Here is an 18,673-nt window from a genome sequence, read left to right as displayed (position 1 = left end):
TGATACCTCTTCAGACAATGTCATTCACGTTCAGCCAGCGGCCTTGCTGGTGTGAGAGTGCGATCGCGTCCAGGACGCGCGAGATCTTCCAGCCCTCTTCAAAGTCCGGCCACATCGGTGCGTCGGCGGCAATCCCGTCCACCAGGTCACGCACTTCCACCGTTTTTTGATCGTTAAAGCCAATACCGTGGCCAGCCCCCATACAGAACGCGCCGTAGTCCGGGTGTGCCGGGCCGACCAGCAGCGTGCGGAACCCCTGACGGTTGACCGGATCGTCATGCAGATAGAGCTTCAGCTCGGCCATGCGTTCCTGGGTGAAGCTGAGGGCGCCTTTCGTCCCGGTGATCACATACGACAGCCCCATCTTGCGGCCGCAGGCGACGCGGGAGGTTTCAATCACACCCTGCGCTCCGCCCGCAAAACGCACCATCGCGTGGGCCTGATCCTCGTTTTCGACGGCAATCATCTCCGACGACCCGGCCTTTGCCGGACGTGCCGGGACCACAATCTTCAGGTCGCCGCAAACCTGCTCAATCTCCCCCACCAGGTACTGCGCCATATTGACGATATGCGCCGCCAGATCGCCCAGCGCCCCCAGCCCGGCAGTCTCTTTGAAGCAGTGCCAGTGAATGGGCGAAAGCGGGTCAGCCATATAGTCTTCGTTGTGGGTGCCGTAGAAGTGGATCACCTCGCCTATTTCGCCGCGGGCGATAATCTCTTTCGCCAGCTGCGCCGTCGGGTTTTTCATGTAGTTGAACCCCACCAGGGTTTTCACCCCTGCCCGCTTCGCGGCCTCGACCATCTCACGCGCATCGGGGGCGTTCAGCGCCAGCGGTTTTTCCGAGTAAACGTGCTTGCCGTGACGGATCGCCTCCAGCGCCATCTCTTTATGCAGATGGTTGGGCGAGCAAATATCCACCACATCAATGGCCGGGTCGGCCACCAGCGCCCGCCAGTCTCCGGTTGACCGGTTAAAGCCAAACGCCTGCGCGCGCTCTGCCGCCAGCGTCGGGTTCACCTCGGCCACCATCTCACGCACCAGCTTGCCGCGCAGGTTGAACACCGTTGGGGCCTGGGCATAGGCGATGGCATGCGCCTTGCCGATATACCCGGTGCCAATTAATCCAATACGAACCTCTTTCATCGTGATCCTCACAGTGCGCCGCGACGGCTCTTGGCGTAGGTGTCAAACGCCACCGCCAGAACGATAATTAACCCGGTGATAATCTGCTGGTAGTAAGCCGAGACGTTCATCAGCACCAGGCCGTTAATCAGAATGCCCATAATGATGGAGCCGATAATGGTGCCGCCGATGCGTCCGTAGCCGCCCATCAGCGAGGTGCCGCCAATCACCACCGAGGCAATGACGCGCAGCTCAAAGGAGATCCCGGCCACCGCCTCGGCGCTCCCCAGACGCGCGCTGAGAATAAAGCCCGCCAGCCCCGCCAGACAGCCAATCAGCACATAGACGCTGACCAGTACGCGCTTGACGTTCACCCCCGCCAGTCGCGCCGCCTCCGGGTTGCCACCGATGGCGTAAACGAAGCGCCCCCAGCGGGTTTTGTGCAGCGCCAGATAACCGCCAATGGCAACGATGGCGAAGATCCAGATCGGAATGGAGATACCGAGCAACTCCCCGCGCCCCCACCAGCGGTAGCCCTGATCGAAACCGGCGATCGGCGCGCCGTCGTTAATCACCAGGGTCAGGCCGCGCCAGATGGTCATTCCCCCGAGGGTGACGATGAACGGCGGCAGGCGCAGGCGGGTGACGCCCAGGCCGTGCAGGAAGCCAATCGCCGTGCCCATCGCCAGACAAATCCCCAGCCCTATCAGCCAGCTCATGCCGCCCCAGGCGTTCGGGTCGACGGTGGTAAAGTTGTCGCCTTTAATCACGTACGCCGCGGTCATGGCGCACACCGCCAGAATGGATCCGACGGAGAGGTCGATCCCGGCGGTCAGGATGACGAAGGTCATCCCCACGGCCATGATCCCGTAGATGGAGACTTCGGTCAGGATGTTGAAAATGTTGCGTTCAGAGAAAAAATTGCTGTTCTGCGACTGGAAGAAGATCAGCAGCAGGATCATGAAAATCAGCACCCCAAAGCGCTCGAAGAAGGCGATGGGATCGATGCGTCCGGCGCGTTTGACCGGGGCCTGCGTTTTAGAAATCATCTGCGTCATGAGAAACTCCGTTATGCCGCGTTCAGGGCGTTGTGGTTGATGGCCATCATCGTCATCAGCCGCTCTTCGTTGGCATCATCGCCGTGGATCTCGCCGGTGACCCGGCCTTCGCTCAGGGTGATGATCCGGTCGGACACCGCCATCACTTCAGGCAGATCGGAGGAGATCACAATCACCGCCACGCCCTTTTTCGCCATGTCAAACAGCACCTGGTGCACTTCTGATTTGGTCCCCACGTCGATGCCACGCGTTGGCTCATCGACGATCAGCACCCGCGGGTTGAGCGCCATGCAGCGCGCGAGGATCACTTTTTGCTGGTTACCGCCAGAGAGCTTGCGCACCTCCTGCGCGCTGTTGACCATTTTGATCTGCAGCGCCTGGCGGTAGGACTCAATCAGATCGCCCTCTTTGCGGGTATTGACGAACCAGCGCCAGTGCAGCAGTGACGAAAGGCAGGAGAGCGACAGGTTGTCGCGAATCGACAGCCCCAGCACCGCCCCCTCTTTTTTGCGATCTTCCGGCACCAGCGCCACGCCCTGATCGAGGGCATACAGCGGGTCGCGCGGCTGGTACGGCACGCCGTCCAGCTCAAAGCTGCCAGAGGTAAACGCGTCTGCGCCAAACAGGCAGCGGGCCACTTCGGTGCGTCCTGCACCCACCAGTCCGGCGATGCCCAGCACCTCACCCGCGTGGACATGGAAGCTGATGTCATGCAGGGCAATACCGTGCGGATCCAGCGGCGGCTTTTCGCGGCTCAGCCCCTTCACGGCCAGACGGATGGGTTTATCCTCATGATGGGTTTCGCTGGCGGGACGGCGGTTAAACGCCACGTCGCGCCCGACCATCAGGCGGATCAGCTGCTCTACGTTCGTTTCTGCCACCGCGCCGGTGCCGGTGAAACGGCCATCCTGGAAAACGGTGAAACGGTCGCAGAGCTGGAAAACTTCATGCAGGCGGTGCGTCACATAGATAATGCTCACCCCGCGGTTTTTAAGCTCCCGCACCACACGGTGCAGGCTTTCTACTTCGCTGTCGCTCAGCGCGGCGGAAGGTTCGTCCATAATGATTAAGCGGGCGTTGAGGGTCAGCGCCCGGGCGATCTCCACCATCTGCTGCTGGGCCACGCTCAGGCGGGCAACGGGTGTGGTCGGCGCAACGTTCAGCTGCAGGTAATCGAGAATGACCTGCGCCTCCTGGTTTACCGCTTTTTCATCGACGATCAGGTTCCGCTTGCGCGGCTCGCGCCCCAGGAACATGTTTTCCGCGACGGTCATGTTGGGCAGCAGGTTAAATTCCTGATAGATGGTGATAATGCCCTTGTTCTGTCGTTCCACCGGGGAGTCATCTATCGGCAGCGTTTCGCCGTTGAACCAGATCTCCCCGCGCGTTTGCGGCTGCGCGCCCGCAAGCGCCTTCAGCAGCGTGGATTTTCCCGCCCCGTTTTCCCCCAGCAGGGCGTGGATTTCTCCCGGCCCGACGGTCAACTGGGCATTGCTCAGCGCCCAGACGCCGGAAAAGCTTTTCGCCAGCTCGGTCACTTTCAGTAAGGGTTGCGACATCAGTCTGCTCCTCCTCATGATGAGCCGCCAAAGGCGGCTCGGGACATGTTAGTTACCGGCCTCACCGATACGCTCAGCCTGCTGCAGGTTCTCTTTGGTGATAAGCGTTGGCGGGTAGTCCGCGCCGGTGATGGCTTTCTTCTCACGCACGTTGGCCACCAGCTGGCTCATTGCCGTTTGCACCGCAAAGCCCGGGCGCTGATCCGCAGTCACCGCCAGCCAGCCGTCACGCACGCGGGCCAATGCTTCCGGCACCGCATCGAAGCCGGTCACGAGGATCTCGCCCGGCTTCACGCCCTGGCTCTGCAGGGCTTCAATCGCGCCCAGCGCCATATCATCGTTGGCGGAGAGGATCACCTGCGGGCGTTTCGGCAGTGACGGCAGAACGCTTTCTACAATGCGCATCCCTTCAGAACGCATCCAGTTGCCGGTCTGATCGGCGACGATCTTGTATTTATCGCCACCCGCTTTCAGGCTGTCGCGGATCCCTTTGGTGCGTTCGATGTTGGAAGAGGAGCCCGGCTGACCGGTGAGCAGAATGATCTCTGCCCCGTCGGGGAATTTGCTTTTCACGAAGTCGCCAATCGCCTGGCCGCCTTTATAGTTGTTGGCACCAAAGTGCGGCACTTTCTTCTGGCTGTCGACGGAGCGGTCGAGCGTGACCACCGGCAGCTTCGCATCCTGAATTTCATCCACCGCGCTGGAGACCGCGTTCACGTCGTTCGGGGAGACGATGAACCCCTGCGCTCCACGGGTGATGGCGTTTTCCAGGTCAGCCACCTGTTTTGGTGAACTGCCCTGCCCGTCCAGCACCTGCAACTTGACGCCCATCTCTTTTGCGGCTTTCACCGCCGTGCGCTGCATGTGCACTTCAAACGGCATCGCCAGGTTTGGCGTACTGAAAACAATTTGCTCGTTTTCGGCGAGGGCGGCCACGGACGTCATGGCGATGAGGGCGGCTAAGATCAGCTTTTTCATTATTATGTCTCTCTGTGTAGGGTGGTTGTGTTTAGAGGACGATCTCGCGCTGGCTACGCAGCGACTCCAGCGCTTTATCCGCGAGGTACAGCGCACGTTCACCATCATCGCCGCTGCAGTCAGGCACCGCTTCGCCGCGCAATACCGCAACAAAGTGTTCCCATTCCGCGGCGTAAGCGGATTTGTAGCGCTGCAGGAAGAAGTGTTCCGGCAGCGCGCTGGTGCAACCCTGTTTGCCGTAGTGCTGCACCTGATTTTCAAGAATATTGCCCGCGCAGAGCAGCCCTTCAGAGCCGTGCAGCTCCAGGCGCTGGTCGTAGCCGTAAGAGGAGCGGCGGCTGTTGACGATGGTCGCCATTGCGCCGGAGGCATATTTCAGAACGATAAATGCGGTGTCGATGTCCCCCGCCTCGCCAATCGCCGGATCCACCAGGTTACTGCCCTGGGCATACACTGACACCGGCTCTTCACCCATGATGAAGCGCGCCATATCAAAGTCGTGAATGGTCATATCGCGGAACATGCCGCCAGAGACGCGGACATACTCCGCCGGCGGTGGAGACGGATCGCGGGAGATGATCAGCAGCGATTCCGGTTTGCCGATACGCCCGGCCTGCGCGTCGGTTTTCACACGGCGGAACTGCGGGTCAAAGCGACGGTTAAAGCCGATGAACAGCGGCACGTCGTACTCTTTAACCACTTTCAGGCAGTCACGCACGCGGGCGAGGTCGAGGTGTACCGGTTTTTCACAGAAGATGGCTTTGCCATGACGGGCGGCCATTTCTATCAGGTCCGCATGGGTATCGGTCGCCGAGGCGATCAGCACGGCATGAACGTCAGGGTCGGTCATCGCCTCAATCAGGCTCTGCTGGCGGGCCTGATACTGCGTGGCGAGACGGGTGGCAAATTCCTGATTCGGGTCAACCACGGACCAGAGTGTGGTCGCGCTGTGGCTGGCGATGTTAGCTGCATGTACCTGGCCAATTCGGCCAGCGCCCAGTAAAGCAATGTTAAACATAACGGCTCCCGGTGTTGGTGAATGCTGTGAACTAACGACCCTTTAAATAAAACATTTATTTCATTTTTATAAATAGTGAAAATTATGTTTTTGAGTGTGGGTTAACACTTTTGAGATGAATGAGATAAATTTTGTTATCAATCTCACAACATGAAAGAGAGGACCACTTCCCCTCACCCCAGCCCTCTCCACATGGGAGAGGGAGTAAAAATCGTACCGATCCGTCCCCTCTCCCGGTGGGAGAGGGTTAGGGTGAGGGGAAACAGGAAAATGAAATGAAAATTTCGTTACGGCGGGAATGCTTAATACTGACGTGCTTTTTTCACCTGCGCCTGCGTCTGCGCTGCGGCTTCGCGCACGGCAGGAGACGCCGCTACCTGCGCATCGCCGGTTCGCCACCATGAGGCGTAATCGTGGGTCATGGTTTTCGGCAGCACTTTGATGTCCAACAGCGTCGGGCCTGGATGGGCGCGGGACGCCTCCAGCGCCGCCAGCAGGGTTTGCTCATCATGTACCCGCCACGCGCGACAGCCGTAGCTTTCCGCGTTTTGTGCGAAATCGACCTTCACCAGCGGCCCGTCAAGCTGCCCGGTCTGCGGGTTACGGTGGCGATTTTCCGTGCCAAAGCTTCCCATTCCATGCCCCATCTGCAGGTTATTAATGCAGCCAAAGCTGGCGTTATCAAACAGCAGAACGGTGATCTTAATGCCCTCCTGCACCGCGGTTTGCAGCTCGGAGTGCAGCATCATGTAGGAGCCATCCCCCACCATGGCGTAAACCGGTTGCCCGGGTCGGGCAAGCTTCGCGCCAAGCGCCGCCGCAATCTCGTAACCCATGCAGGAGTAACCGTACTCCAGATGATAGGTATCAGGCGTTTTGACCTGCCAGAGGCGCTGTAAATCTCCCGGCAGCGAACCGGCTGCGCCCACCACGATGGCGTTATCTTCAACATGCTGATTAATCAGCCCCAGCACCCGCGTCTGGGTCAGGCGGGTGTTGAGCGTCTCGCCATATTCCGTCAGCTGGGCATCAAGATGGCCCGCCACTTCCGGTGCCTCATCCGGGCGCCACTGGCGATCCCAGAGACGGCGGCACTCGTCGTGCCAGGCGGCTTTCGCCTGCGCAATCTCCTCTCCCCAGCCGCTGCGATACTCCCTGAGCGAGTGGGTTAAGGCCTGCAGTCCGGTCCGGGCATCGGCAATCAGCGCGGTGGCGTCGAGCTTCAGGGCGTCAAACTCGGCCACGTTGAGCAGCAGAAACTCGACGTCCGGGTGGGAGAAGAGCGCCTTGGAGCCGGTGGTAAAATCGGTAAGACGTGTCCCTACGCCAATCACTAAATCGGCCAGCGGCGCAAGCTGGTTGGCGGCCATTCCGCCCGTCACGCCCACGCCACCCATATTAAGTGGGTGGTCACTTACCAGCGCCCCTTTTCCGGCCTGGGTTTCGGCAAACGGCAGCTGCAGCGTCTCGACAAATTCGCGCAACGCCTCATGCGCGCCGGAGTAGCGTACGCCGCCGCCGCACACCACCAGCGGACGGCGTTTGCGCGCAATTAACGCCTGCGCCTGCCCCAGACGCTGGGGATCGGGCGGTCGACGCTCGATGTGATGCACGCGACGCGCGAAGAAGCTCAGCGGGTAATCCCAGGCTTCGCCCTGCACGTCCTGCGGCAGGCAAAGGGTTACTGCACCGGTATCTGCGGGGTCAGTGAGCGTTCGCATCGCATTTAACATGGCGCTCATTAACTGCTCCGGGCGATTGATGCGGTCCCAGTAGCGGGAGACCGGGCGGAAGCAGTCGTTGGTGCTGATACTGAGATCGTGGTACTGCTCGATCTGCTGCAGCACCGGGTCCGGCTGGCGGCTGGCGTAGATATCCCCCGGCAGCAGCAGCAACGGAATACGGTTCGCCGTGGCGGTCGCCGCCGCGGTGATCATATTGGCGGCGCCCGGCCCGACGGAGGAGGTCACGGCGAAAATGCGCTGACGGCGATGCTGTTTGGCGAATCCCGTCGCCATGTGGGCGATGCCCTGCTCATTACAGCCCTGCATTACCTGCAGATGGCCCGGATCTTGTTCCAGCGCCTGGCCGATGCCCAGCACGTTGCCATGACCAAAAATGGTCGCCACACCCTCCACGAAGGGCGTTTCAATGCCATCAATGCTGACGTACTGTTGATTAAGGAACCGGACCAGCGCCTGGGCCATGGTCATACGTTCGGTTTGCATAAAACCTCCTGTCAGCCCAGCGTCGGCATGGAGAACGCAGCGCCTGTCTCCTGCTGCATTTCCGGCCAGCGTGCGGTGACGGTTTTCATTCGGGTGTAGAACCGCACGCCGTCGTTACCGTGAACGTTGAGCGCGCCAAAAATCGAGCGCTTCCAGCCGCCGAAACTGTGGAACGCCATCGGCACCGGGATCGGCACATTAACCCCCACCATGCCCGCCTGCACCTCTTCGCAGAAGCGGCGCGCGCAGCCGCCGTCGCGGGTGAAAATGGCTGAACCATTACCATATTCATGGCGGTTAATCAGATCCACCGCGCTGGCGTAATCTGCTACGCGCACCACAGAAAGCACCGGGCCGAAAATTTCTTCCTTATAGATGGTCATCTCCGGGGTGACATTATCGAACAGCGTCGGCCCGACAAAATAGCCCTTCTCGTGACCCTGCACGCTAAAGCCGCGGCCGTCCACGCGCAGTTTCGCTCCCTGCGCTTCCCCGCTGTCGATATAGCCCAGCACCTTGCTGCGGTGCGCGGAGGAGATAAGCGGCCCCATTTCGTTTTCTGGCGTCTGGTCCAGCCCTGGCCCAACACGCAGCGCGGCAATCTGTTTTTCCAGACGGGCGCAGAGGTCATCGGCGGTGTTATCGCCCACCGCCAGTACCACTGAAAGCGCCATACAGCGTTCCCCCGCCGCGCCGTAGGCCGCGCCCATGATGGCGTTGGTCGCCATCTCCATGTCGGCATCCGGCATCAGAATGCAGTGGTTTTTCGCCCCACCCAGCGCCTGACAGCGTTTGCCGTGGGCGGACGCGGTCTGGTAGATGTATTCCGCAATCGGCGTGGAGCCAACAAAGCTCACGGCCTGCACGCGCGGGTCGGTCAGGAGCACATCAACGGATTCTTTATCCCCCTGCACCACGTTAAACACGCCGTCCGGCAGGCCGGCCTCTTTCAGCAGTTTTGCCAGCGCGAGCGCCAGAGAGGGATCTTTTTCTGACGGTTTCAGCACGAAGGTATTGCCGGTTGCCAGCGCAATCGGGAACATCCACATCGGCACCATTGCCGGGAAGTTAAACGGCGTGATCCCGGCGCAGACGCCGAGCGGCTGCATCAGAGAGTGGCTGTCCACACCGGTGCCCACGTTGGCAGAGTGTTCACCCTTTTGCAGATGCGGAATGCCACAGGCGAACTCCACCACTTCCAGGCCACGGGTCAGCTCGCCTACCGCGTCGGAGAAGACTTTGCCGTGCTCTTCACTGATAAGACGGGCCAGCCGTTCCATATTCTCTTCCAGCAGCGCTTTGAAGCGGAACATCACGCGCGCGCGCTTAAGCGGAGCATGACGTGCCCACGCCGGGAACGCCTGCTGCGCGGCGGCAATCGCCTGCTCCGTTTCCTGGGCCGTACTCATCACCACCTGGCGGATCTGCTCGCCAGTGGCCGGGTTGAAGATCGCCTGAACGCGCTGGCCTGAACCGGTGACACATTCGCCGTGAATAAAATTCGCTACCGTCTCCATCCTTAACCTCTCGCTGTTGATACGTGACTGTTACCTGAACACTGTGTACTGAACACTATATATGAAACAAATATTCCATTTTAAGTTGAAATAAAATAAATGATGATTATTGTGATCAAGGATGGATTTTTATGTTAACAGCCAACAACACTGACGCACCGTGCGCTATTAAGGATTTTCAGGCGATGAAATGAGTGAAGTTTCTGTTTCATTTTTGCTGCCAGATGGATGGCCAACATTTAAAACACGCGGTTTTGCGTTTAGAATCATAAGACTGTATTTGGGGGATAACATGACGACAGCAACCAGCCTGAACGAACTGCAGCAGCAAATCCGCGATCGCTACGATAGCCTGAGCAAGAGGCTGCAGCAGGTCTCCCGCTATGTACTGGATAATACGAACAGTGTGGCGTTTGATACGGTTGCGGTCATTGCCGAGCGTGCCGATGTGCCGCCCTCGACGCTGATCCGTTTTGCCAATGCCTTTGACTTCACCGGCTTCAACGAGATGAAACAGCTGTTTCGTATGAACCTGGTGGAGGAGACCGCCAGCTACAGCGATCGCGCGCTGCTGTTCCGCGAAATGGAGAGCGAAGCCGTGCCGGAAACGCCGCTCGATATCCTGCAGGAGTTCGCCCGCTCGAACGCACAGGCGCTGCAGCAGCTGGCCGCCCGCGCCGAACCGGAGATGCTGGAGCGCGCGGTACAGCTGCTGGCCGACGCGGACACTATCTACATCGCCGGACTGCGCCGCTCCTTTAGCGTCGCTGCTTATCTCACCTATGCTTTAAGCCACCTGGAGTGCCGCCCGATTCTGCTCGACGGCATGGGCGGCATGCTGCGTGAGCAGATCAGCCGCATTAAGGCGCGCGACATCGTGGTGTCGATCAGCTTCTCGCCGTACGCGGAAGAGACGGTGATGGTCAGCGAAACTGCCGCCAGCGTCGGCGCGCGGCAGATTGTGATTACCGACAGCCAGATAAGCCCGCTGGCGACGTTTAGCGATCTCTGCTTTGTGGTGAAAGAGGCGCAGGTGGATGCGTTTCGATCTCAGTCGGCAACGCTGTGTCTGGTGCAGTCGCTCGTGGTGGCGCTGGCGTATAGGTTGGGTGAAGGTAAGTAAGGAAATAAAAAACCCCCTGCACAGGCAGAGGGTTTTGATGTTAACTCAGAGCGGGATTATTCCCACTCAATCGTAGCCGGTGGCTTACCGCTGATGTCATACACCACGCGGGAAATACCGTTCACTTCATTGATGATGCGGTTAGACACACGGCCTAAGAAGTCATACGGCAGGTGCGCCCAGTGCGCGGTCATGAAGTCGATGGTTTCCACCGCACGCAGGGAAACAACCCAGTCGTACTTACGGCCATCGCCCATTACGCCGACGGAGCGAACTGGCAGGAACACGGTGAACGCCTGGCTCACTTTGTTATACAGGTCAGCTTTATGCAGCTCTTCGATGAAGATAGCATCCGCGCGACGCAGCAGGTCGCAGTACTCTTTCTTCACTTCGCCCAGCACGCGCACGCCCAGACCCGGACCCGGGAACGGGTGACGGTAGAGCATGTCGTACGGCAGACCCAGTTCCAGACCGATCTTACGCACTTCGTCTTTGAACAGCTCACGCAGCGGTTCAACCAGACCCATCTTCATCTCTTTCGGCAGGCCGCCCACGTTGTGGTGAGATTTGATGACGTGTGCTTTACCGGTTGCGGATGCCGCAGACTCGATCACGTCAGGGTAGATGGTGCCCTGCGCCAGCCACTTCACGTCTTCCAGCTTCAGCGCTTCTTCGTCGAACACTTCCACGAAGACGCGGCCAATGATCTTACGTTTGGCTTCCGGATCGTTCTCGCCTTTCAGCGCGTCCAGGAAGCGCTGTTCGCCTTCCACGTGAACGATGTTCAGACCGAAGTGGTCACCAAACATGTCCATGACCTGCTGGGCTTCATTCAGACGCAGCAGACCGTTGTCCACGAATACGCAGGTCAGGTTTTTACCGATAGCGCGGTGCAGCAGCATCGCGGTTACGGAGGAGTCCACGCCACCGGACAGGCCGAGGATCACTTTGTCATCGCCAACCTGCTGACGGATACGCTCAACGGCGTCGTCGATGATTTTAGCCGGGGTCCACAGGGCTTCACACTGGCAGATATCGCGCACGAAGCGCTCCAGCATGCGCATCCCCTGACGGGTGTGAGTCACTTCCGGGTGGAACTGCACGCCGTAGAAGCGTTTCTCTTCGTTCGCCATAATCGCGAACGGGCAGCTTTCGGTGCTGGCAACGGTCACGAAGTCGGACGGGATAGCGGTCACTTTATCGCCGTGGCTCATCCACACGTCCAGCAGCGGTTTGCCGTCTGCAGTCAGGGAGTCTTCGATACCGCGCACCAGCGCGCTGTCGTTCACCACTTCGACCTGTGCGTAGCCAAACTCACGCTCGTTAGAGCCTTCAACGTGGCCGCCCAGCTGCATTGCCATGGTCTGCATACCGTAGCAAACGCCGAACACCGGTACACCCGCTTCGAACACGTACTGCGGTGCACGTGGGCTGTTATCTTCGGTGGTGCTTTCCGGGCCGCCGGAGAGGATGATGCCGCTTGGATTGAATTCGCGAATCTGTGCTTCCGTGACATCCCACGCCCACAGTTCACAGTAAACGCCCAGTTCACGCACGCGACGCGCCACCAGCTGAGTGTACTGAGAACCAAAGTCCAGGATGAGAATGCGATGTTTATGAATGTTTTCCGTCATTGACGCTAATTCCGAGGCAAGTGAAACAAAAACAGAGCGCCCGGCATGAGCCGGGCGCGGAAACTTATCAGGAGCCCAGACGGTAGTTCGGGGACTCTTTGGTGATCGTCACGTCGTGAACGTGGCTCTCCTGGATACCCGCACCGCTGATGCGTACGAATTCCGCTTTAGTACGCAGCAGGTCAATGGTACCACAGCCGGTCAGACCCATACAGGAGCGCAGGCCGCCCATCTGCTGGTGAATGATCTCTTTCAGACGGCCTTTGTAGGCAACACGGCCTTCGATACCTTCCGGCACCAGTTTGTCAGCAGCGTTATCGGTCTGGAAGTAACGGTCAGAAGAACCTTTGGACATCGCGCCCAGAGAGCCCATACCGCGGTAAGATTTGTAAGAACGGCCCTGGTAGAGTTCGATTTCACCCGGGGATTCTTCAGTCCCTGCCAGCATGGAGCCAACCATCACCGCGGAAGCACCTGCGGCGATCGCCTTAGCGATGTCGCCAGAGAAGCGGATACCGCCGTCAGCGATGACCGGAATGCCGGTGCCTTCCAGCGCTTCAACCGCGTCAGAAACCGCAGTGATCTGCGGAACACCTACACCGGTCACGATACGGGTAGTACAGATGGAGCCAGGGCCAATACCCACTTTCACCGCGCTGCAACCTGCGTCCGCCAGCGCGCGAGCACCTGCGCCCGTCGCCACGTTACCGCCGATGATCTGCAGATCAGGATATTTCGCACGGGTGTCGCGAATACGTTGCAGAACGCCTTCGGAGTGGCCGTGGGAGGAGTCAATCAGCAGTACGTCAACGCCTGCGGCAACCAGCGCATCAACACGCTCTTCGTTACCGGCACCTGCGCCAACCGCAGCGCCTACGCGCAGACGGCCATGCTCGTCTTTACAGGCGTTAGGTTTACGTTCTGCTTTCTGGAAATCTTTAACGGTGATCATACCGCGCAGATGGAAGTTCGCATCCACAACCAGCGCTTTCTCAACGCGTTTTTCGTGCATTTTTGCGAACACGACATCACGCGCTTCACCTTCACGCACGGTCACCAGACGCTCTTTTGGCGTCATATATACGCTAACCGGCTGGTTCAGGTCGGTCACGAAACGCACGTCACGGCCAGTGATGATACCCACCAGCTCGTTTTCTTCAGTCACCACCGGGTAACCGGCGAAGCCGTTACGTTCGGTCAGGGCTTTCACTTCGTGCAGGGTGGTGGTAGGCAGAACGGTCTGTGGATCGGATACGATGCCGGATTCATGCTTCTTCACGCGGCGAACTTCTTCCGCCTGACGCTCGATAGACATGTTTTTGTGAATAAAGCCAATGCCACCTTCCTGTGCCAGGGCAATTGCCAGGCGCGCTTCAGTCACGGTGTCCATTGCCGCAGAGAGCATAGGAATGTTCAGGCGAATGGTTTTCGTCAACTGCGTGCTGAGATCGGCAGTATTCGGCAGAACGGTGGAGTGAGCGGGAACGAGGAGGACGTCGTCAAACGTCAGTGCTTCTTTAGCGATACGTAGCATGGGCAATATCTCTGACCTGGGTGGTTAAATATTGCCGTGGCATTATACAGAGCGTAACCGATTGCATCCACACTTTTTTATAAAAAAACCTTGCACTCCCCTCTCAGCAGGTTACTATCGACTGAATAACTTGCTGATTTAGAATTTGATCCCGCTCACATGTTATCCTCTCAATCCCCCTCAATTTATACTGTCAGCCGCCTGAATCAGACGGTGCGTTTGCTGCTTGAGCAGGAAATGGGGCAGGTCTGGATCAGCGGTGAGATCTCTAACTTCACGCAGCCAGCCTCCGGCCACTGGTACTTTACGTTAAAAGACGACACCGCCCAGGTGCGCTGCGCCATGTTCCGTAACAGCAACCGTCGCGTGACGTTTCGTCCTCAGCATGGTCAGCAGGTGCTGGTGCGCGCCAATATCACGCTCTATGAACCGCGCGGCGACTACCAGATTATCGTCGAGAGCATGCAACCTGCGGGCGAAGGCTTACTTCAGCAGAAGTATGAACAGCTAAAAGCCGCGCTCTCGCAAGAGGGGTTGTTCGATCAGCAGTATAAAAAGCCCCTGCCCTCACCCGCTCACTGCGTTGGGGTAATCACCTCGAAAACCGGTGCCGCGCTGCACGATATTTTGCATGTCCTCAAGCGTCGCGATCCTTCCCTGCCCGTTATCATCTACCCGACCGCTGTTCAGGGTGACGATGCGCCAGGCCAGATTGTGCGTGCCATTGAGCTGGCGAACGCGCGGCAGGAGTGCGACGTATTAATCGTTGGGCGTGGCGGCGGCTCGCTGGAAGATTTGTGGAGCTTTAACGACGAGCGCGTGGCGCGGGCGATTTTCGCCAGCGTTATTCCCGTGGTGAGCGCCGTCGGGCATGAAACGGATGTGACGATTGCCGATTTCGTTGCGGATTTACGCGCGCCTACGCCGTCCGCAGCGGCGGAAGTGGTGAGCCGCAATCAGCTGGAGCTGCTGCGTCAGTTGCAGAACGGCCAGCAGCGTCTGGAGATGGCGATGGACTACTTCCTCGCGAATCGTACCCGCCGCTTTACCCAGCTTCATCACCGCCTGCAGCAGCAGCATCCACAGCTTCGCCTTGCGCGTCAGCAGACCGTGCTGGAGCGTCTGCGCCAGCGGATGAACGTCGCGCTGGATAATCAGCTCAAGCGCGTGATGACGCGTCAGCAGCGCGTGACGCAGCGCCTGAACCAGCAAAACCCGCAGCCGAAAATTTACCGTGCGCAAACGCGCATTCAGCAGCTGGAGTATCGTCTGGCAGAAACTGTACGGGCACGACTTAGCACCACCCGCGAACGCTTTGGCAATGCGGTGACCCATCTTGAAGCGGTCAGCCCACTTTCCACCCTGGCGCGCGGGTATAGCGTAACCACCGCCACTGACGGCAAAGTACTGAAGCAAACCAAACAGGTGAATGCCGGTGACATGCTGACGACGCGTCTGTCAGACGGCTGGGTGGAAAGCGAAGTGAAATCAATTAAACCGGTGAAAAAGCCCCGTCAGCGCAAAAGCGGATAATTCTTCGCCGGTTACTTACTATACTGCTGCTATTCCCTTTTTTAATAAGGAGAGCTGCATGCCACATCTTCAGAGCGTTATTCCCCCTTATATTCTTCGTCGTATTATCGAAAGCGGTTCAGAGCCGCAGCAGCGCTGTGCCCGCCAGACCTTAACCCATGTCCAGACGCTGATGGCCCATATGCCCGGCAAACCCGCCGCGCCACACGTCAATAAAGCCGGACAGCTGGAGCGTGATATTTACGATGCGAAACAGACCCAGGAGCTGCCGGGCACCCAGGTGCGCTATGAAGGCCAGCCGTCCAACGGGGATGTTGCGGTGGATGAGGCCTACGAGTACTTGGGTATTACCCATGATTTCTTCTGGAAAGAATATCAACGCGATTCTCTCGATAATAAAGGGCTTATTTTGACCGGCACCGTGCATTATGGCCGGGAATATCAGAACGCCTTCTGGAACGGCCAGCAGATGGTCTTTGGCGATGGCGACGGGGAAATATTTAACCGTTTTACCATTGCCATCGACGTTGTGGCGCATGAACTCAGCCACGGCGTCACCGAGACCGAAGCCGGGCTTATCTATTTTGAGCAGTCAGGGGCGCTGAACGAGTCGCTGTCAGATGTGTTTGGCTCGCTGGTTAAACAGTACCGTCTGAAGCAAACCGCCGATAAAGCAGACTGGCTGATTGGTGAAGGGCTGCTGGCTAAAGGGATTAACGGTAAAGGGTTGCGCTCCATGTCGGAACCGGGCACCGCCTATAACGATCCCCTGCTCGGTAAAGATCCGCAGCCGGCGCACATGAAGGATTTCATCAAAACGCGTGAAGATAACGGCGGCGTTCACCTGAATTCTGGTATTCCCAACCGGGCGTTTTATCTTGCCGCGACGGCCATTGGTGGCTACGCCTGGGAAAAAGTGGGTTATGCCTGGTACGACACAGTTTGCGATCGCAATCTGGCGCAGGATGCGGATTTTGAAGCCTTCGCCAGACTGACGATAGCCCACGGCGAGAAACGCTCCGGTGGCGACGTTGGGACGGCGATAAAACAAGCCTGGGAACAGGTGGGAGTGCTGTAAATGCAGGTACCGGAACTGACGGATGACGCCGTGGTTGAGCTGGCCCGCGAAGGCGGCGTCGCTTTTATTCCCAAGCTGAGCGGGCAGCGCACTATCACGCTCTCATCCCTCAACGAGGCGCAGCGTCAGCGCGTGGTAAGCATACTGGAGCAGGCCATTCCACGTGGACAACCGCCTGGTCAGGCCTCGTCGCCGGGGAGCGGCGATCAGCGTTATTTCCGTATTCAGATCTTCTGGACCCGGCACAACGAGGCGCAGTACACCGATATTATTGTGCTGGTTCCGGAGCAGGAAGCGCCCGAGTCGCTGATCGATCTCTGGCAGAAAGGCGAAGGCTGCGTGGGTGATTAAGCCCCGAGAGGGACAAACTCCACGCGTTTTTTAGAGATCAGGCCGTGGCCGTTCTGGCAGAAGTAATCCACCGCGCCGCAGGCTTTTAACACCTGGAGTGGCTGATGGCACTCCGGGCAGTGGGCTTCGAGCGCGATATCTTTATGACAATTGTCGCAGTGGGCCACGCCGTTTTGCGGCTCCAGCTCGGCATGGCAGGTTGGACAGGCAATCGACATGTTAACTCCTTAAGTTTGTTGCCGGGGCGTCGTGGTCGCCCCGGCAGATCGATTATACCGCCTCAGTGGCAGGTTTCGTCCGGGCATTTTCCAGCATGCGACGAACCGGCACAATGAGAACGATCAGGACTGCAGCACAAATCAGCAGTGCAATGGAGCAACGCGCGAAGAGATCCGGCAGCATATCCAGCTGGTCGGCCTTCACGTGGCCGCCAATCAGACCGGCGGCCAGGTTACCCAGCGCACTCGCGCAGAACCACAGTCCCATCATCTGACCACGCATTCTTTCTGGCGCCAGCAGCGTCATGGTCGCCAGGCCAATCGGGCTCAGGCAAAGCTCACCCAGCGTCAGCATCAGGATACTGCCCACCAGCCAGAACGGAGAAACCCCGGCCCCGCCGTTGTTAAGCACATTCTGCGCTGCCAGCATCATCAGGCCAAAGCCCGCCGCCGCACAGAGAATGCCGATAACAAACTTGGTGATACTGCTCGGACGAATATTCATGGTGGCAAGCTTCGGCCACGCCCAGCTGAATACCGGTGCCAGCAGAATGATGAACAGGGCGTTGATCGACTGGAACCATACGGCCGGAATTTCGAAATCACCGATCATGCGATTGGTGTAGTCGTTGGCAAACAGGTTAAAGGAGGTGGGTTTCTGTTCAAACGCCGACCAGAAGAACGCAGCGGAAACCAGCAGGATAAAGCAGACCAGCAGCCTGGCGCGCTCTTTACGCGTCAGCCCCGCGAAGATGAACAGGTAAATAAAGTAGAGCGCAACGGACGCCGCGATGACATAGACCAGCACGCTGGCTACCGCGACCGGGTTAATCACAATAACACCCTGGGCGATCAGCGTGACGAGAACCGCCACCCCTACCGCCAGCGCCAGCAACCAGGCGCCCACGCCCTTGCGTTTTACCACCGGGCTGTTCCAGGTGGAATCGAGGCCGACTTCGCTGTCGTAGCGTTTCATCGACGGCACGGCAAACACGCGGAAGATAATCAGCGCCACCAGCATCCCGATGCCGCCAATACCAAAGCCCCAGTGCCAGCCGTGGGTTTTAATCAACCAGCCGGAAATTAGCGGTGCAATGAATGAGCCCATGTTGATGCCCATATAGAACAGCGAGAAACCGCCGTCACGACGCGCATCGCCTTTTTTATACAAGGTGCCCACCATCACGGAGATACAGGTCTTGAACAGGCCCGATCCCAGCACGATAAACATCAGGCCGATAAAGAACAGGTTGTCGCCCATGATGGCCGAAAGCGCAATCGACAGGTGGCCGAGCGCAATCAGAATCGAACCGTACCAGACGGCTCTCTGCTGGCCGAGCCAGTTATCGGCCAGCCAGCCACCCGGCAGCGCGGCCAGATACATGGTACCGGCGAAGATACCGACAATCGCAGAGGCGTTTTCACGCGCCAGTCCCATGCCGCCGTCATAGACGGTGGCGGCCATAAAGAGGATCAGTAACGGACGAATGCCGTAAAATGAGAAACGCTCCCACATCTCGGTGAAAAACAGTGAACCGAGCGGATAAGGATGGCCGAAGAACGTTCGGCTTTCTTTTTGATTAACAGAGGATTGCATAATTCTCCCAAAAGGTATGTCGTTGTGCTGAAAGCACCGCGCGTACGCCGGCCAGTTACGTATCTGACCGATTTTTTACATGCGGCGAAAAGTTAGTTAACCATTTGATAACCAGGCGCTAGTT

15 protein-coding genes are annotated in these 18,673 nt (G+C 58.5%); 4 read left to right on the top strand and 11 right to left on the bottom strand.

Annotated features, from left to right (window positions below; translation table 11 throughout):
• Positions 1-10 precede the first annotated feature (10 nt).
• From ACTJJI_RS07120 to ACTJJI_RS07090, 7 genes are all read right to left on the bottom strand, one after another.
• Positions 11-1,144 carry a Gfo/Idh/MocA family protein gene (locus tag ACTJJI_RS07120; RefSeq protein ID WP_050860408.1) on the bottom strand — a complete coding sequence of 378 codons (1,134 nt, stop codon included), beginning with the start codon at positions 1,142-1,144 and terminating at the stop codon, positions 11-13.
• Positions 1,145-1,152: 8 nt separating this feature from the next.
• A complete protein-coding gene (locus tag ACTJJI_RS07115; protein ID WP_049005552.1) occupies positions 1,153-2,181 on the bottom strand; it encodes an ABC transporter permease in 1,029 nt (342 codons plus the stop codon).
• Positions 2,182-2,192: 11 nt separating this feature from the next.
• Positions 2,193-3,740 (bottom strand): sugar ABC transporter ATP-binding protein, encoded by a 1,548-nt coding sequence (locus ACTJJI_RS07110; RefSeq protein WP_050860407.1) that lies wholly within the window; start codon positions 3,738-3,740, stop codon positions 2,193-2,195.
• A gap of 48 nt (positions 3,741-3,788) precedes the next feature.
• Positions 3,789-4,718 carry a sugar ABC transporter substrate-binding protein gene (locus ACTJJI_RS07105; protein ID WP_047360349.1) on the bottom strand — a complete coding sequence of 310 codons (930 nt, stop codon included), beginning with the start codon at positions 4,716-4,718 and terminating at the stop codon, positions 3,789-3,791.
• A gap of 31 nt (positions 4,719-4,749) precedes the next feature.
• On the bottom strand, positions 4,750-5,736 hold the full coding sequence (iolG, locus tag ACTJJI_RS07100; protein WP_013098257.1) for an inositol 2-dehydrogenase: 987 nt from the start codon (positions 5,734-5,736) through the stop codon (positions 4,750-4,752).
• 302 nt (positions 5,737-6,038) lie between these two features.
• Positions 6,039-7,964: a 3D-(3,5/4)-trihydroxycyclohexane-1,2-dione acylhydrolase (decyclizing) gene (gene iolD, locus ACTJJI_RS07095; RefSeq protein WP_440653560.1), complete on the bottom strand. Its 1,926-nt coding sequence runs from the start codon at positions 7,962-7,964 to the stop codon at positions 6,039-6,041.
• A gap of 11 nt (positions 7,965-7,975) precedes the next feature.
• Entirely contained in the window at positions 7,976-9,481 is a 1,506-nt protein-coding gene (locus ACTJJI_RS07090; RefSeq protein WP_440653559.1) for a CoA-acylating methylmalonate-semialdehyde dehydrogenase, read from the bottom strand.
• Between the two features lie 292 nt (positions 9,482-9,773).
• On the opposite strand from ACTJJI_RS07090, the gene ACTJJI_RS07085 reads away from it, so the two are divergent.
• Complete coding sequence (locus ACTJJI_RS07085; RefSeq protein ID WP_440653558.1) at positions 9,774-10,604, top strand: MurR/RpiR family transcriptional regulator; 831 nt, start codon at positions 9,774-9,776, stop codon at positions 10,602-10,604.
• Positions 10,605-10,660: 56 nt separating this feature from the next.
• Here the strand turns inward: ACTJJI_RS07085 and guaA are convergent, their stop codons facing one another.
• Positions 10,661-12,238 carry a glutamine-hydrolyzing GMP synthase gene (guaA, locus tag ACTJJI_RS07080; RefSeq protein ID WP_152081827.1) on the bottom strand — a complete coding sequence of 526 codons (1,578 nt, stop codon included), beginning with the start codon at positions 12,236-12,238 and terminating at the stop codon, positions 10,661-10,663.
• Positions 12,239-12,305: 67 nt separating this feature from the next.
• Positions 12,306-13,772: an IMP dehydrogenase gene (gene guaB / locus ACTJJI_RS07075; protein WP_013098265.1), complete on the bottom strand. Its 1,467-nt coding sequence runs from the start codon at positions 13,770-13,772 to the stop codon at positions 12,306-12,308.
• 159 nt (positions 13,773-13,931) lie between these two features.
• Here guaB and xseA point away from each other — a divergent pair, with 159 nt between their 5' ends.
• From xseA to ACTJJI_RS07060, 3 genes are read left to right on the top strand one after another with little or no spacing between them, the layout of a single operon-like run.
• The gene (gene xseA / locus ACTJJI_RS07070) at positions 13,932-15,305 is read left to right on the top strand and encodes an exodeoxyribonuclease VII large subunit (protein WP_194515760.1); all 1,374 of its coding nucleotides are present in this window, start codon (positions 13,932-13,934) and stop codon (positions 15,303-15,305) included.
• A gap of 58 nt (positions 15,306-15,363) precedes the next feature.
• Complete coding sequence (locus ACTJJI_RS07065) at positions 15,364-16,383, top strand: M4 family metallopeptidase (protein ID WP_440653557.1); 1,020 nt, start codon at positions 15,364-15,366, stop codon at positions 16,381-16,383.
• Positions 16,384-16,734, top strand: a complete 351-nt coding sequence (locus ACTJJI_RS07060; protein WP_014832889.1) for a protealysin inhibitor emfourin — start codon at positions 16,384-16,386, stop codon at positions 16,732-16,734.
• Here ACTJJI_RS07060 and ACTJJI_RS07055 read toward each other — a convergent pair.
• Together ACTJJI_RS07055 and ACTJJI_RS07050 are read right to left on the bottom strand one after the other, a co-directional pair.
• Complete coding sequence (locus ACTJJI_RS07055) at positions 16,731-16,952, bottom strand: zinc ribbon domain-containing protein (protein WP_428184400.1); 222 nt, start codon at positions 16,950-16,952, stop codon at positions 16,731-16,733. The genes ACTJJI_RS07060 and ACTJJI_RS07055 overlap by 4 nt on opposite strands.
• A gap of 52 nt (positions 16,953-17,004) precedes the next feature.
• The gene (locus tag ACTJJI_RS07050) at positions 17,005-18,549 is read right to left on the bottom strand and encodes a peptide MFS transporter (RefSeq protein WP_014832891.1); all 1,545 of its coding nucleotides are present in this window, start codon (positions 18,547-18,549) and stop codon (positions 17,005-17,007) included.
• Between the last annotated feature and the right edge of the window lie 124 nt (positions 18,550-18,673).

The organism is Enterobacter sp. 22466, assembly GCF_052044775.1.
GTDB lineage: Bacteria > Pseudomonadota > Gammaproteobacteria > Enterobacterales > Enterobacteriaceae > Enterobacter > Enterobacter dissolvens.
Note: the sequence above shows the minus strand (reverse complement) of the source record. Positions and strands in the feature narration are given on the sequence as shown.